This window comes from Mycolicibacterium iranicum, assembly GCF_002101705.1.
Lineage (GTDB): Bacteria > Actinomycetota > Actinomycetes > Mycobacteriales > Mycobacteriaceae > Mycobacterium > Mycobacterium iranicum.
In genome coordinates, this window is the sequence record NZ_LQPC01000047.1 from 406,816 (window position 1) to 420,337 (window position 13,522).

At 67.0% G+C, this 13,522-nt stretch carries 15 protein-coding genes; 12 read left to right on the forward strand and 3 right to left on the reverse strand.

Annotation, left to right across the window (positions count from 1 at the left end):
• Positions 1 to 2: 2 nt before the first annotated feature.
• Both AWC12_RS23190 and AWC12_RS23195 read right to left on the reverse strand, forming a co-directional pair.
• On the reverse strand, positions 3 to 746 hold the full coding sequence (locus AWC12_RS23190) for a GAF and ANTAR domain-containing protein (RefSeq protein WP_412093753.1): 744 nt from the start codon (positions 744 to 746) through the stop codon (positions 3 to 5).
• An 87-nt stretch (positions 747 to 833) separates the two neighbouring features.
• Positions 834 to 1,331, reverse strand: a complete 498-nt coding sequence (locus AWC12_RS23195) for a DUF1990 domain-containing protein (protein WP_024447406.1) — start codon at positions 1,329 to 1,331, stop codon at positions 834 to 836.
• A gap of 37 nt (positions 1,332 to 1,368) precedes the next feature.
• Here AWC12_RS23195 and AWC12_RS23200 point away from each other — a divergent pair, with 37 nt between their 5' ends.
• From AWC12_RS23200 to pdxT, 12 genes are all read left to right on the forward strand, one after another.
• A complete protein-coding gene (locus tag AWC12_RS23200) occupies positions 1,369 to 2,220 on the forward strand; it encodes an aldo/keto reductase (protein WP_036465294.1) in 852 nt (283 codons plus the stop codon).
• Positions 2,221 to 2,241: 21 nt separating this feature from the next.
• Entirely contained in the window at positions 2,242 to 2,871 is a 630-nt protein-coding gene (locus AWC12_RS23205) for a PaaI family thioesterase (protein ID WP_085177157.1), read from the forward strand.
• Positions 2,868 to 3,296: a TIGR02611 family protein gene (locus AWC12_RS23210; protein WP_085177159.1), complete on the forward strand. Its 429-nt coding sequence runs from the start codon at positions 2,868 to 2,870 to the stop codon at positions 3,294 to 3,296. The genes AWC12_RS23205 and AWC12_RS23210 overlap by 4 nt, the downstream gene beginning before the upstream one ends.
• Positions 3,297 to 3,369: 73 nt before the next feature.
• The gene (gene thrS, locus AWC12_RS23215; protein ID WP_085177161.1) at positions 3,370 to 5,445 is read left to right on the forward strand and encodes a threonine--tRNA ligase; all 2,076 of its coding nucleotides are present in this window, start codon (positions 3,370 to 3,372) and stop codon (positions 5,443 to 5,445) included.
• Positions 5,446 to 5,447: 2 nt separating this feature from the next.
• Positions 5,448 to 5,996: an ATP adenylyltransferase gene (locus AWC12_RS23220; RefSeq protein WP_024447402.1), complete on the forward strand. Its 549-nt coding sequence runs from the start codon at positions 5,448 to 5,450 to the stop codon at positions 5,994 to 5,996.
• Positions 5,993 to 6,661, forward strand: coding sequence for a phosphatidylinositol phosphate synthase (gene pgsA, locus AWC12_RS23225; protein ID WP_024447401.1), 669 nt, complete (start codon positions 5,993 to 5,995; stop codon positions 6,659 to 6,661). The genes AWC12_RS23220 and pgsA overlap by 4 nt, the downstream gene beginning before the upstream one ends.
• A gap of 47 nt (positions 6,662 to 6,708) precedes the next feature.
• Positions 6,709 to 7,614, forward strand: a complete 906-nt coding sequence (locus AWC12_RS23230; protein ID WP_110808731.1) for a phosphatidylinositol mannoside acyltransferase — start codon at positions 6,709 to 6,711, stop codon at positions 7,612 to 7,614.
• Between the two features lie 4 nt (positions 7,615 to 7,618).
• Positions 7,619 to 8,749 carry a glycosyltransferase family 4 protein gene (locus AWC12_RS23235; protein ID WP_085177164.1) on the forward strand — a complete coding sequence of 377 codons (1,131 nt, stop codon included), beginning with the start codon at positions 7,619 to 7,621 and terminating at the stop codon, positions 8,747 to 8,749.
• Positions 8,746 to 9,789, forward strand: coding sequence for an NUDIX hydrolase (locus tag AWC12_RS23240; protein WP_024447398.1), 1,044 nt, complete (start codon positions 8,746 to 8,748; stop codon positions 9,787 to 9,789). Before AWC12_RS23235 ends, AWC12_RS23240 begins: the two co-directional genes overlap by 4 nt.
• Positions 9,790 to 9,854: 65 nt before the next feature.
• A complete protein-coding gene (gene pdxS, locus AWC12_RS23245; protein ID WP_024447397.1) occupies positions 9,855 to 10,760 on the forward strand; it encodes a pyridoxal 5'-phosphate synthase lyase subunit PdxS in 906 nt (301 codons plus the stop codon).
• Between the two features lie 43 nt (positions 10,761 to 10,803).
• The gene (gene tesB, locus AWC12_RS31725) at positions 10,804 to 11,652 is read left to right on the forward strand and encodes an acyl-CoA thioesterase II (RefSeq protein WP_024447396.1); all 849 of its coding nucleotides are present in this window, start codon (positions 10,804 to 10,806) and stop codon (positions 11,650 to 11,652) included.
• On the forward strand, positions 11,649 to 12,236 hold the full coding sequence (pdxT, locus tag AWC12_RS23255; protein WP_024447395.1) for a pyridoxal 5'-phosphate synthase glutaminase subunit PdxT: 588 nt from the start codon (positions 11,649 to 11,651) through the stop codon (positions 12,234 to 12,236). The genes tesB and pdxT overlap by 4 nt, the downstream gene beginning before the upstream one ends.
• Positions 12,237 to 12,250: 14 nt before the next feature.
• On the opposite strand, the gene AWC12_RS23260 is transcribed toward pdxT, so the two are convergent.
• Positions 12,251 to 13,462, reverse strand: coding sequence for an acyl-CoA dehydrogenase family protein (locus tag AWC12_RS23260; protein WP_085177166.1), 1,212 nt, complete (start codon positions 13,460 to 13,462; stop codon positions 12,251 to 12,253).
• Positions 13,463 to 13,522 lie beyond the last annotated feature (60 nt).

Here is a 13,522-nt window from a genome sequence, read left to right on the forward strand (position 1 = left end):
GGCTATTCCGAGTTGCCGTTGGACGAGAGCGTGCCGGAGACCAGATCGGAGGCGACCTTGGTCAAGGGCACGTTGGAGTTCTGCGAAAGCTTGCGCAGCAACTCGAACGCCTGGACCGCGTCGACCCGGTATCGCTCCATGATCATGCCTTTGGCTTGGCCTATCACATCGCGGCTGGCGAGTGCCTTCTGGAATTGCGACTCCCGCCGCGCCGAATTCCACGCCACCGACGAATGCGCGGCGAAGATCAGGCCGAGGGTGCGCGACTCGTGGCCGAAGGCGTTGGGTTCTTCGGAGTAGACATTCAGTGCGCCGAGACTCTCGTCGGCGATGAAGAGCTGGAACGCCATGATCGAGCGGATCGGAGTCTCTTCCAGAGCGTCCTTGCGGTAGTTGGGGAACCGGTCATCGGTCTCCAGGTCGCGAACGTGGACGGTCTTTTCCTCCCACGCCGCGGTCAGGCACGGTCCTTCGAGATGCCGCTGCTGGATCTTGTCCAGCAGTAGCGGCCAATGATGGGTTGTGGCAGGGGTTTCAACCTGCTTGGCGTTGCGGGTGAGTGTGATACCGGCGTACTGCGCGCCGGGAATCCTGGCGGCCGCATGTTCGGCGAGCTCGGCCACCACCGTGTCGGAATCGGTGTCAGGTCTGTTGTGGAGCCCCTGAACCAACTCGGCCACCCGAAGATGTGCGGCCTCCACATCGGCTGAACTTCCCACCGTCACCGTCCAGTACTTGCGCGTCAATATGGCTCTTCAGGCTACCGCCGACAGCCGTCGCGGGCGCGCGCATGAACAATGTCACGCCGTGCCAATCTACTTCGCGAGGGTCGGTCACAGCGCCCGCAGATAGCGATCGGTGACGAGCCGCTGGATCGTCGAGGTGACCGGTGAGGCCAGTCTGCTCCACCACGTGGCGTGCTTCGAGAAGGCCGCCACCTCGGCGTAGACATTCTCAGTGGCGGGATCGAAGCGCACCAAGAAAAGCTCCTCGCCGCACTCCGCGTGGCCGGGCAGCGTGCCGTAGGCAAATCCGCGACGGTCAGGTTCGTCGACGACGTAGACGACGCGGCACGGAGCCAGCACCGGGCCGAGATGGACCAACACGTCGGCGCCCACGGCCGCGGTCGGCGCCGACGCCTCGACCCGCAGACCGGCGCCACGCAGCATCCCCCAGCGCATGCCGTCGGCCGCCGCCTGCTCGAAACGCTCACGGCCCCTGCCGATCACCGACGATTTCCGGATGTGGTGGTAGCCGGCGGGCATCTCATCCGCGGTCGCACCCACCTCGGGGTACGTCAGCGCCAGGCCGGCAAGGTCGGTCAGCTTCACCCTGTCAGCTTGACACCAGCCGCGTACCGTCGACGGCGTGACCTCTCCGACATTCGCCCTCGGCGGCGACCTCACCGTCAACCGTCTGGGCTTCGGCGCGATGCGCCTCACCGGCAAGGGTGTCTGGGGACCGCCCGCCGACCGCGATGAGTGCCTGCGCGTGCTGCGACGCGCGGTCGAGCTCGGTGTCGACTTCATCGACACCGCAGACTCCTACGGGCCATACGTGTCCGAGGACCTGATCCGCGACGCCCTGCACCCCTACGACGGGGTCGTCGTCGCGACCAAGGCGGGCCTTTTGCGCACCGGACCCGACGACTGGACGCCGCTCGGGTTCCCCGCCTATCTGCGCCAGGAATGTGAGATGAGTTTGCGCAGACTCGGTGTCGACACGATCGAGTTGTTCCAGCTGCACCGCATCGACTCGAAGTTCCCGGCCGAAGACCAGGTTGGCGAGCTGCTGAAACTCCAGCAGGAAGGCAAGATCCGGCACATCGGGTTGTCGGAGGTTACGGCCGAGCAGCTCGCCGCCGCGCGGGCCGTCGCGCCGATCGCGTCGGTGCAGAACATGTACAACCTGACGATGCGCGCCGCAGAACCCGTCCTCGACGTCTGCGAATCGGAGGGCATCGCATTCATTCCGTGGTTTCCGCTGGCCGCAGGTCCGCTCGCGGCATCCGACGGTCCGCTGCAGCGCATCGCCGCCGATCACGGCGCGAGCCCATCGCAACTGGCGCTGGCATGGCTGCTCAAGCGATCGCCGGTGATGCTTCCGATCCCCGGGACGTCGAAGGTCGCCCACCTGGAGGAGAACGTCGCCGCGGCGCGCATCGAACTCACCGACGCGGAGTTCGAGACGCTGAGCAAAGCCGGTGCTGCTCAGGGCTGAGGTACCCCCTACGGTGAGCTGGTGAGCACCAATGACGCGGCCGAGGCGCATGTGGGTGGGGGATTCAACCCGCCCGAACCCACCAACCACGGCGGTCCCGACTACGGCCGCTTCGTCGCCGCGGTCCGCGAACTGCAGGATCATGCCCGGGCCGCCGACGCCCCGGACGCGGTGATCGCCGAGGCCGCCGATCTCATCGAGAAGGTGTCGGCGTTGCTGGCGCCGTACGACGCCGACGAATGGTCGTCACCCTCGGGCCGTCGGATAGATCTGCCCAACCGCGGCAACATCCTGGCGATCCCCGTCGACCTGGGACTCACCGAGGACGGCCGCATCGCCGGTACGGCCCGATTCCGCCGATTTCACCTCGGCCGTAACGGTGCGGCGCACGGCGGTGCGGTGGCCCACCTCTTCGACTCGGTGCTGGGTTTCACGGCTTTCAAACTCAGCAGAAGCAAGGCCCAGCGCACCGCATTCCTGCACGTCGACTACCGCAAGATCGCGCTCGTCGAGAAGGATCTGCAGGTCGAGGCCCGTATCGACGACATCGTCGACCGCAAGATCTTCGTCTCGGGGCGTCTCCTCGACGGCGAGGACGTGCTCGCCGAGGCGCGCTCGCTGTTCGTCAAGCTGAAACCAGGTCAGCCGTGAGCGAGACCGAGAATCCTGGCATCAAGCGCAAATGGGCGCGCTGGCGTGACCGGCTGCGGGAGCGCCCGGCAGCCGACCTGGCGTACCGCACTGGCGTCGGTGTCGTCGGCCTCGCTGTTCTCGGTGTCGGCATCCTCGCCATCCCGTACCCCGGTCCGGGCTGGGCGATCGTCTTCGTCGGCCTGGCCATCCTGGCCACGGAATTCGAATGGGCGCAGCGGCTGCTGAAGTACGTGCGCAAGCGCTACGACGCCGCCATGGAATGGTTCAAGCAGCAGGGTCTGTGGGTCCAGATCCTCGGTGCCGCATTCACCGCCGCGATCGTCATCGGCACGTTGTGGCTCTTCGGCGTCGTCGGCTTCGCGGGGGAGGTGCTCGGCATCGAGCACAAGTGGATGGATAGCCCCATTGGTATCGGGGCCTGACTTCGGGCCCCGATAGCATGGTCGCGGTCGTTCCGACCTTGTACCCATCGCCCGAAAGTTTGGAGAGCCCCGCATGAGCGCCCCCGCCCGCCCCGCCCCAGCAGCCCCTATCCGGGTCGCTGCCGGGACGACCGCCGGGCAGGCGGTACGCGACGCCGGGTTGCCCGCCCGCGGCGAGGTCGATGCCGTCGTCGTCGTGCGCGACGCCGACGGACGGCTGCGCGACCTCTCGTGGGTTCCGGACGCCGACGCCGACGTGGAGCCGGTGGCGGCCAACACCGACGACGGACGAAGCGTGATCCGACACTCGGCCGCGCACGTGCTGGCCCAGGCGGTGCAGGAGCTGTTCCCCGAAGCAAAGCTGGGTATCGGGCCGCCCATCATCGACGGCTTCTACTACGACTTCGACGTCGCCGAGCCGTTCACCCCCGAGGATCTCGCGGCCCTCGAGAAGAAGATGCGGCAGATCGTCAAGGACGGACAGCTGTTCTCCCGCCGCGTCTTCGAGTCCAAGGACCAGGCGCGGGAAGAACTGGCGGGCGAGCCCTACAAACTGGAGCTCATCGACGACAAGTCCGGCGCCGACGATCCGGAGGTCATGGAAGTCGGCGGCGACGAGCTCACCGCCTACGACAACCTCAATCCCCGCACCCGCGAACGGGTTTGGGGCGATCTTTGCCGCGGTCCGCACATTCCGACCACCCGGTACATACCGGCCTTCAAGCTGACCCGCAGCTCGGCTGCGTACTGGCGCGGCGATCAGAGCAACGCGAGTCTGCAGCGCATCTACGGGACCGCGTGGGAGTCCCAGGATGCACTCGACCACCACCTGGAGCTGCTGGAGGAAGCGCAGCGGCGCGACCACCGCAAGCTCGGCGTCGAACTCGACCTCTTCAGCTTCCCGGATGAATTGGGTTCGGGCCTGCCGGTTTTTCATCCCAAGGGTGGAGTGGTGCGCCGGGAGCTGGAGGAGTACTCGCGACGTAAACACATCGAGGCCGGCTACGAGTTCGTCAACACCCCGCACATCACCAAAGAACAGCTCTACATCACCTCGGGGCATCTGGAGTGGTACGCCGACGGCATGTTCCCGCCGATGCACATCGACGCGGAGTACAACGAGGACGGCACCGTCCGCAAGCCGGGGCAGGACTACTACCTCAAGCCGATGAACTGCCCGATGCACCATCTGATCTATCGTTCCCGCGGGCGGTCGTATCGCGAACTTCCATTGCGGCTCTTCGAGTTCGGCAGCGTGTACCGCTACGAGAAGTCCGGGGTGGTACACGGTCTGACTCGCGTGCGCGGGATGACCCAGGACGATGCGCACATCTACACCACCCGCGAGGAGATGCGCGAGGAGCTGACGCGCATCCTGCAGTTCGTCCTCGAGCTGCTGGCCGACTACGGTCTCGACGACTACTACCTTGAGCTCTCCACCAAGGACCCGGACAAGTTCGTCGGCTCCGACGACATCTGGGAGGAGGCCACCGAGACCCTCCGGGAAGTGGGTGAGGCTTCCGGCCTTGAGCTGGTACCCGACCCAGGCGGTGCGGCGTTCTACGGCCCGAAGATCTCGGTGCAGGTACGCGACGCCCTGGGCCGCAGCTGGCAGATGTCGACGATCCAGCTCGACTTCAACATGCCCGACCGGTTCGAGCTCGAATACACCGCGGCCGACGGCAGCCGGAAGCGGCCGGTATTGATCCACCGCGCGCTGTTCGGGTCGATCGAGCGGTTCTTCGGCATCTTGACCGAGCATTACGCCGGCGCGTTCCCGGCGTGGCTGGCGCCGATTCAGGTGGTCGGAATCCCTGTGGCCGAGGGGCATACGGCATACCTCGACGACGTCGCGGCCGACCTCCGCAACCGCGGCATCCGCGTCGAGATCGACGCCAGCGACGACCGGATGGCGAAGAAGATCGTCAACCACACCAACCAGAAGGTGCCGTTCATGCTCCTCGCGGGGGACCGCGACGTGGAGGCAGGCGCGGTGAGCTTCCGGTTCGGTGACCGCACCCAGATCAACGGGGTACCGCGCGAGCAGGCGATCGAGACGATCGTCGACTGGGTGAGGCGGCGCGAAAACGCTACTCCCACTGCGGAACTCGTTGATATCGAACCCGGCGCGCGAGCAAGCGAGGGGTGACCGTGGATCCCGAGGAAACGATCGTAGATCGCGGGGTCGGCGATCCGGACCACCTCCAGCGGCTCTGGACGCCGCACCGGATGACCTATATCGCCGACGCAGTGAAGGTGGGCTCGGCGTCCTCGGCGGAACCGTTCACCGACATCCCGAATATGTCCGACGAGGACGGGCTCGTGGTCGCGCGCGGAGAACTCGTCTATGCGGTGCTCAACCTCTACCCGTACAACCCCGGCCACCTGATGGTGGTGCCCTACCGACGGGTGGCGGAGCTGGAGAACCTCACCGACGCCGAGAGCGCCGAACTGATGGCGTTCACGCAGAAGGCGATTCGCGTGATGAAGGCGGTATCGCGTCCGCACGGCTTCAACGTCGGGCTCAACCTCGGCACGTCGGCGGGCGGGTCGCTCTCGGAGCATCTACACATGCACGTGGTGCCACGCTGGGGTGGGGACGCCAACTTCATCACCGTCATCGGGGACTCCAAGGTGATACCCCAACTGCTTCGCGACACCCGCAAGCTCCTGGCCGCCGAGTGGGACAACCAGAAGTGAGCGACTTCTATCTGATGACGCGCGCGGCCTACGCGAAACTTTCGGGGCCGGTCGCCAAAGGGGCGCTCAAGGTGGGACTCACCCCCGACAGCGTGACGATCCTCGGCACCGCGGGTTCGGTGCTCGGCGCGCTGACTCTCTTCCCGATCGGGCAGCTGTGGTGGGGCGCCTTCACCGTCTTCGTCTTCGTGCTCGCTGACATGCTGGACGGCGCGATGGCCCGGGAACGCGGCGGTGGCACCAGATTCGGGGCGGTGCTCGACGCGACGTGCGACCGGATCAGCGACGGCGCAATCTTCTGCGGACTGCTCTGGTGGGCGGCGTTCGGTCTACAGAGTGCCGAGCTCGTGGTCGCCACGATGATCTGTCTGGTGTCCTCTCAGGTCATTTCGTATATCAAAGCGCGTGCCGAGGCCAGCGGCCTCTCCGGCGACGGCGGACTGATCGAGCGGCCGGAGCGACTGGTCATCGTGCTCGTCGGGGCAGGCCTGTCGGGTCTGCCGTTCATCCCCGACGTGCTGCTGGACGTCGCGATGTGGGTGCTCGCTGTCACGAGTGTGGTGACGATCGGACAGCGGCTGCACAGTGTGCGTACCTCCGGGGCGGCGATGGACCCGCTCCAGGCGGCCGACGCCGGCGACAAGCCGGAGTCCACCGAGCAATGACACAGCAATCGGGCGGGTCGGGCCTGAAGGCCACTCGTCTGCTCACGATGCCGTCGACGGTCGGTAGCCAGCTCAGTGACTGGGGCTATGCGGCGGGGTGGCGACTGGTCCGTGCCTCGCCGGAATTCCTGGCGCGCAACACTTTCGATGTGGGCGCATGGTGGGCGTCGCGCAACGGGGGACCCGATCAGCTCCGCAAGAACCTCGCCCGGGTCACCGGTACCACCCCCGAACGTGTCCCCGATTCACTGATGCGGGCGTCGCTGGCCTCCTATGCCAGGTATTGGCGTGAAGCTTTCCGACTGCCTTCGATGGACCACGCCGAACTGGGCCGTGAGCTGTGGGTCGATGACATCGAGAAGGTGTTCGAGTCCCTGGACGCGGGCAATGGTGCGGTGCTCGCGCTTCCGCACAGCGGGAACTGGGACATGGCCGGGGTGTGGCTGGCGCAGAACTACGGCACCTTCGCGACGGTGGCAGAACGGCTCAAACCCGAGTCGTTGTATCTGAGATTCCTCGCCTACCGGGAAAGCCTGGGCTTTCATGTGGTACCCGCGTCGGGCGGCGAGCGCCCAGCCTACGACGTGGTGCGCGACTGGCTCCGCGACAACGGCATCGTCTGCCTGATGGCGGACAGGGATCTCAGCCGCCGCGGTGTCGAGGTCGACTTCTTCGGGGAGGCGACGCGCCTGCCCGCCGGGCCGGCCAGACTCGCGATAGAGACCGGCGCGGCACTCTTCCCGGCGCACTGCTGGTTCGAAGGCGAGGGCTGGGGGACAAAGATCTGCCCACAGATCGACACGTCCTCCGGCGACGTCACCACGATCACGCAGGCGCTGGCCGATCAGTTCGCCACGAACATCGCCGCGTATCCGCAGGATTGGCACATGATGCAGCCGCAGTGGCTGGCAGATCTGTCCGACGAACGCAGGGCCCGGCTGGCGGGCGGGTGACCTGATGCGTATCGGGATGGTCTGCCCGTACTCGTTCGACGTGCCCGGCGGCGTGCAGTCGCACGTGTTGCAGTTGGCCACGGTGATGCGCGACCGGGGGCATGAGGTCAGCGTGCTAGCACCCGCCTCACCGGAGGCCGAGGGTTCGCTGCCCGATTTCGTGGTCTCCGGGGGTAAGGCGATACCGATTCCCTACAACGGATCGGTGGCGCGGTTGCGATTCGGGCCCGCCACTCACCGCAAGGTCAAACGGTGGTTGCAGCAGGGCCAGTTCGACGTGCTGCACCTGCACGAGCCGAACGCGCCCAGCCTGTCGATGCTGGCCCTGAACATCGCCCAGGGTCCGATCGTCGCCACGTTTCACACCTCGACGACGAAGTCGTTGACGCTGTCGGTATTCGAGCCGATCCTGCGGCCGATGCACGAGAAAATCGTCGGGCGCATCGCCGTCTCCGACCTCGCACGCCGCTGGCAGATGGAGGCGCTCGGAAGCGATGCCGTCCAGATCCCCAACGGCGTGGACGTCGACAGCTTCGCCTCGGCGCCGCTGCTTCCCGGCTACCCCCGACCCGGCGGGTCGGTGCTGTTCCTGGGCCGGTTCGACGAACCGCGCAAGGGCATGAGCGTGCTGCTCGGCGCGCTGCCCGCCGTTGTCGGGCGCTTCCCCGACATCGAGATCCTCGTCGTCGGTCGCGGCGACGAGGACGAGCTACGCGCTGCGGCGGGCCCGAACGCCGGCCATCTGCGCTTCCTGGGGCAGGTCGCCGACGCGGAGAAGGCCTCGGCGATGCGCAGCGCCGATGTGTATTGCGCACCCAACACCGGCGGCGAGAGCTTCGGCATCGTCCTGGTCGAGGCCATGGCCGCGGGCACGGCCGTGGTGGCCAGCGACCTGGACGCCTTCAGACGCGTCCTCGACGACGGGGACGCAGGGAGGCTGGTGGCCGTCGACGATCCCGATTCGCTGTCGCAGGGGCTGATCGAGGTGCTGGCCGACGACGCCGCCAGGGCGCGCTACATCGCGTGCGCCGCGGAGGCGGTGCACCGCTACGACTGGTCGGTGGTGGCGGCCCAGATCATGCGGGTGTACGAGACAGTCGCGGGCGCGGGTGTGAAGGTGCAGGTCGAATCGTGATCCCGTGGGTGACGGCGATCGTCATCGCCCTCGTGGTGGCCGCCCTGCTCCTGATTCTCGCCTGGGCCTACCAGACCGCCAACCGCCTGGACCGGCTACACGTCCGATACGACCTGTCGTGGCAGGCCCTCGACGGGGCCCTGGCGCGGCGGGCCGTCGTCGCACGAGCGGTGGCAGTCGAGGCATACGGCGGGGGACCGGAGGGCAAGCGACTCGCTGCGTTGGCTGATGCCGCCGAGCGGGCCCCCCGCCAGTCGCGCGAGGCGGCGGAGAACGAACTTTCGGCCGCGCTCGCCCGTGTCAACCCGTCGTCGCTCGCAGTCGCGCTCGTCGCGGAACTCGCCGACGCCGAAGCGCGGGTGCTGCTGGCGCGCCGCTTCCACAACGACGCCGTCCGTGACACTCTCGCGCTACGGGAGCGCCCGCTGGTGCGCTTCCTGCGCCTCGGCGGAACTGCGGCACTGCCAAGCTATTTCGAGATCGCCGAAGGGGGAGAGGAGTCGGCGCGCGAGCCCGCACCCACGCGCAGACGCATCTCGGCGCGAATCGTGTTGCTCGACGAGGACGGCGCGGTCCTGCTGCTGTGCGGATCGGATCCGGCCGGTGCCGGCGGCGAGGCGCCCCCGCCCCGGTGGTGGTTCACGATCGGCGGCGCAGCCCAGGTCGGCGAATCGCTGTCCCAGGCCGCCGCACGAGAACTCCAGGAGGAGACCGGCCTCGTCGTCGCACCCGAGGCGATGGTGGGGCCGGTGTGGCGCCGCGACGCGATCATCGACTTCAACGGCGCGGTGATCCGCAGCGAGGAGATGTACTTCGTGCACCGCACCCGGCGGTTCGAACCCTCCGAAGCGGGTAGGTCCGGCCTGGAGCGCACCTACATTCACGACCACAGGTGGTGCGATGCGACAATGATCGAAAAGCTGGTCGCGGGCGGTGAGACCGTGTACCCGCTGCAGTTGGGCGAGCTTCTCGACGAGGCGAATGCGCTGGCCGACGCGCCGGGTGCGCTGCAGGCGGGGTCGCTGCAATCCATCCGGTGATCTGCGGATCGAATCGATTTGCGGCCGCCTTTAGACTGATTCAGTAGCGATTTAAGGAGTAAGCAGTGGAATCCGAAACGCCCGGGGCTCCTGCTCGCGGTACCGCACGGGTGAAGCGCGGCATGGCCGAGATGCTCAAGGGCGGCGTCATCATGGACGTCGTCACCCCCGAACAGGCACGTATCGCAGAAGGCGCCGGCGCCGTCGCGGTGATGGCGCTCGAGCGGGTGCCCGCCGACATCCGCGCCCAGGGCGGCGTCTCACGGATGAGCGACCCCGACATGATCGAGGGCATCATCGACGCCGTCACCATCCCGGTGATGGCCAAGGCCCGGATCGGCCACTTCGTGGAGGCGCAGATTCTGCAGAGCCTCGGGGTCGACTACGTCGACGAGTCCGAAGTGCTGACACCCGCCGACTACGCCAACCACATCGACAAGTGGAAGTTCACCGTGCCGTTCGTGTGCGGGGCGACCAATCTCGGCGAGGCGCTGCGGCGCATCACCGAGGGTGCGGCGATGATCCGCTCCAAGGGTGAGGCCGGCACCGGTGACGTCTCCAACGCCACCACCCACATGCGCAAGATCGGTGGCGAGATCCGTCGGTTGACGTCGCTGTCGGAGGACGAATTGTACGTAGCGGCCAAGGAATTGCAGGCTCCCTACGATCTCGTCGTCGAGGTGGCGCGGGCCGGGAAACTGCCCGTCACCCTGTTCACCGCCGGCGGCATCGCCACCCCGGCCGACGCGGCGATGATGATGCAGCTCGGTGCCGAAGGGGTGTTCGTCGGCTCAGGCATCTTCAAGTCCGGAAACCCGGCCGAACGGGCCGCGGCGATCGTCAAGGCGACCACCTTCTACGACGATCCCGACGTGCTGGCCAAGGTGTCGCGCGGACTCGGGGAAGCGATGGTCGGCATCAACGTCGATGACATCCCGGTCCCGCATCGCCTCGCAGAACGCGGCTGGTAAGCCTTGACGCTGTGATGAGCCGCTTGCGCGAAGAACCGAAGTAATGGCGATTGAAGAGATCCTCGACCTGGAACAGCTCGAGGTCAACATCTATCGCGGTGGTGTGTTCAGCCCTGAATCAGGCTTCCTGCAGCGCACGTTCGGCGGTCATGTCGCCGGCCAGTCCCTGGTGTCCGCGGTGCGCACCGTCGATCCCAAGTTCCAGGTGCATTCGCTGCACGGGTACTTTCTGAGGCCCGGGGATGCGCGCGCACCGTCGGTGTATCTGGTCGAGCGGCTGCGCGACGGCGGTTCCTTCGTCACGCGGCGCGTCAACGCGATCCAGCACGGCGAGACGATCTTCTCGATGTCGGCGTCCTTTCAGACCGACCAGAGCGGCATCGAGCACCAGGACACGATGCCGGTGGTGGCGCCGCCCGACGGCATCCCCGATTTCAAGTCCGCGAGCAAGGTCTTCGACGACGCCAGCTTCCGGCAGTTCGACGAGTGGGATGTTCGCATCGTGCCCCGTGATCTGTTGAACAAGTTGCCGGGCAAGGCTTCTCAGCAGCAGGTCTGGTTCCGGCACCGCGACCCGCTGCCCGACGACCCGGTGCTGCACATCTGCGCGCTCGCCTACATGAGCGATCTGACGCTGCTCGGTTCGGCGCAGGTCAACTACCCGGAGGAGCGCAAGCACCTGCAGGTGGCCTCGCTCGACCATGCGATGTGGTTCATGCGTCCATTCCGCGCCGACGAATGGCAGCTTTACGACCAGTCCTCGCCGTCGGCCTGCGGAGGTCGCTCGCTGACGCAGGGCAAGATCTTCAACCGTTACGGCGAGATGGTCGCGGCGGTCATGCAGGAAGGGCTGACCCGCTATGCGCGCGAGTTCACGCCGCAACGCGGGTGAGCGCGCCGACTGTCGGGGTTCTCGCACTGCAGGGCGACACCCGTGAGCACCTTGCGGCGCTGCGCGAAGCGGGCGCCGAAGCCGTCACCGTCCGCCGCCTCGTTGAGCTGGAGCGTGTCGACGCGCTGGTGATTCCGGGCGGCGAATCCACGACGATGAGCCACCTGTTGCGCGAACTCGACCTGCTGGAGCCGTTGCGGGCGAGGCTCGCCGATGGCATGCCGGCCTACGGATCGTGCGCCGGAATGATTCTGCTGGCCAGCGAGATTGCCGACGCCGGGGTGCCGGGTCGAGAAGCGCTTCCACTCGGTGGCATCGATATGACGGTGCGCCGCAATGCTTTCGGTCGTCAGGTCGATTCTTTCGAAGATGACATCGACTTCAACGGGCTCGACGGCTCCATCCATGCGGTGTTCATCCGCGCGCCGTGGGTCGAGCGGGTCGGTGCCGACGTCGAGGTGCTGGCGCGCGCGGCCGGACATCCCGTCGCGGTGCGGCAGGGCCGGATGCTGGCGACGGCCTTCCATCCCGAGGTGACGGGCGACCGGCGCGTGCACCGCCTGTTCGTGGAGTCGCTCCGCTAGCGATCTCGGCGTGCTCAGCGCAGGGGGAGGCCCGTGATCGCGCGGGCCATCACCAGGCGCTGAATCTCGCTCGTGCCCTCGAAGATGGTGAAGATCTTGGCGTCGCGGTGCATCCGCTCGACGGGGTATTCGCGCGTGTAGCCATTGCCGCCGAGGATCTGGATGGCCTCGTCGGTGACGTAGACGGCCGTCTCGCTGGCGACCAGCTTGGCCATCGAACCCTCCGCCGACTCGAACGCCTTGCCGTTGCGGGCCATCCAGCCGGCCCGGTAGACGAGCAGACGCGCAGCGTCGATGCGTGCCTTCATGTCGGCCAATTTGAATGCGACCGCCTGGAATTCGCCGATCTTGCGGCCGAACTGCTCGCGCTCGGTGGCGTAGTCGCGGGCGTACTCGTAGGCCGCGCGCGCCACGCCGACGGCCATCGCGCCGACGGTCGGTCGGGTCCGCTCGAACGTCGCCATCGCGGCTTGGCCCGCGGCCTTTTTACCTTCGCGGACCTTGGCGATCCTCGCGTCGAACTTCTCCTTGCCTCCGACGATCAGCCGGCCGGGAATGCGGACCTCGTCGAGCACGACTTCGGCGGTGTGCGAGGCGCGGATGCCGTGCTTGAGGAACTTCTGGCCCTGGCTGAGACCCTCCGTTCCGGGCGGGATGATGAAGGACGCCTGCCCGCGGGTGCCGAGCTCGGGGTGCACCGAGGCGACGACGATGTGGACGTTGGCGATGCCGCCGTTGGTCGCCCACGTCTTGGTCCCATTGAGCACCCATTCGTCGGTGGCCTCGTCGTAGCGGGCCCTCGTCAGGATCGCGCCGACGTCGGAGCCCGCGTTCGGCTCTGAGGAGCAGAACGCGGCGACCTTGGGGTCGTCGACGGTGCCGAACATCTGGGGCAACCATTCGCCGACCTGCTCGGGAGTTCCGTTCGCGGCGACCGAGGCGGCCGCCAGGCCGGTGCCGAGGATGGCGAGCGCGATGCCCGCGTCCCCCCAGAACATCTCCTCGAACGCAACGATCATGCCGAGACCGCTCGGCTCCGCGGCCTGCTCGGCGAAGAACTCCATCGAGTAGAGACCGACCTTGGCGGCCTCCTGAATGATCGGCCACGGGGTGGCCTCGCGCTCGTCCCACTCCGCAGCCGCGGGGCGGACGACATCGGCAGCAAATTCGTGGACCCACTTCTGCACGTCCAGCAGGTCTGAGGACAACTCCAGCGAGAATGTCATGGTTCAGTACCTTACTCCCGAGTAAGTTACGTGGCCAGACTGTGTGGCTCAGCTAACAGT

Coding starts and splice junctions, on each gene's coding strand:
- AWC12_RS23260 (WP_085177166.1), bottom strand. CDS start 13,462: ATGACATTCTCGCTGGAGTTGTCCTCAGACCTGCTGGACGTGCAGAAG.
- thrS (WP_085177161.1), top strand. CDS start 3,370: ATGAGCGCCCCCGCCCGCCCCGCCCCAGCAGCCCCTATCCGGGTCGCT.
- tesB (WP_024447396.1), top strand. CDS start 10,804: ATGGCGATTGAAGAGATCCTCGACCTGGAACAGCTCGAGGTCAACATC.
- AWC12_RS23230 (WP_110808731.1), top strand. CDS start 6,709: ATGCCGTCGACGGTCGGTAGCCAGCTCAGTGACTGGGGCTATGCGGCG.
- AWC12_RS23235 (WP_085177164.1), top strand. CDS start 7,619: ATGCGTATCGGGATGGTCTGCCCGTACTCGTTCGACGTGCCCGGCGGC.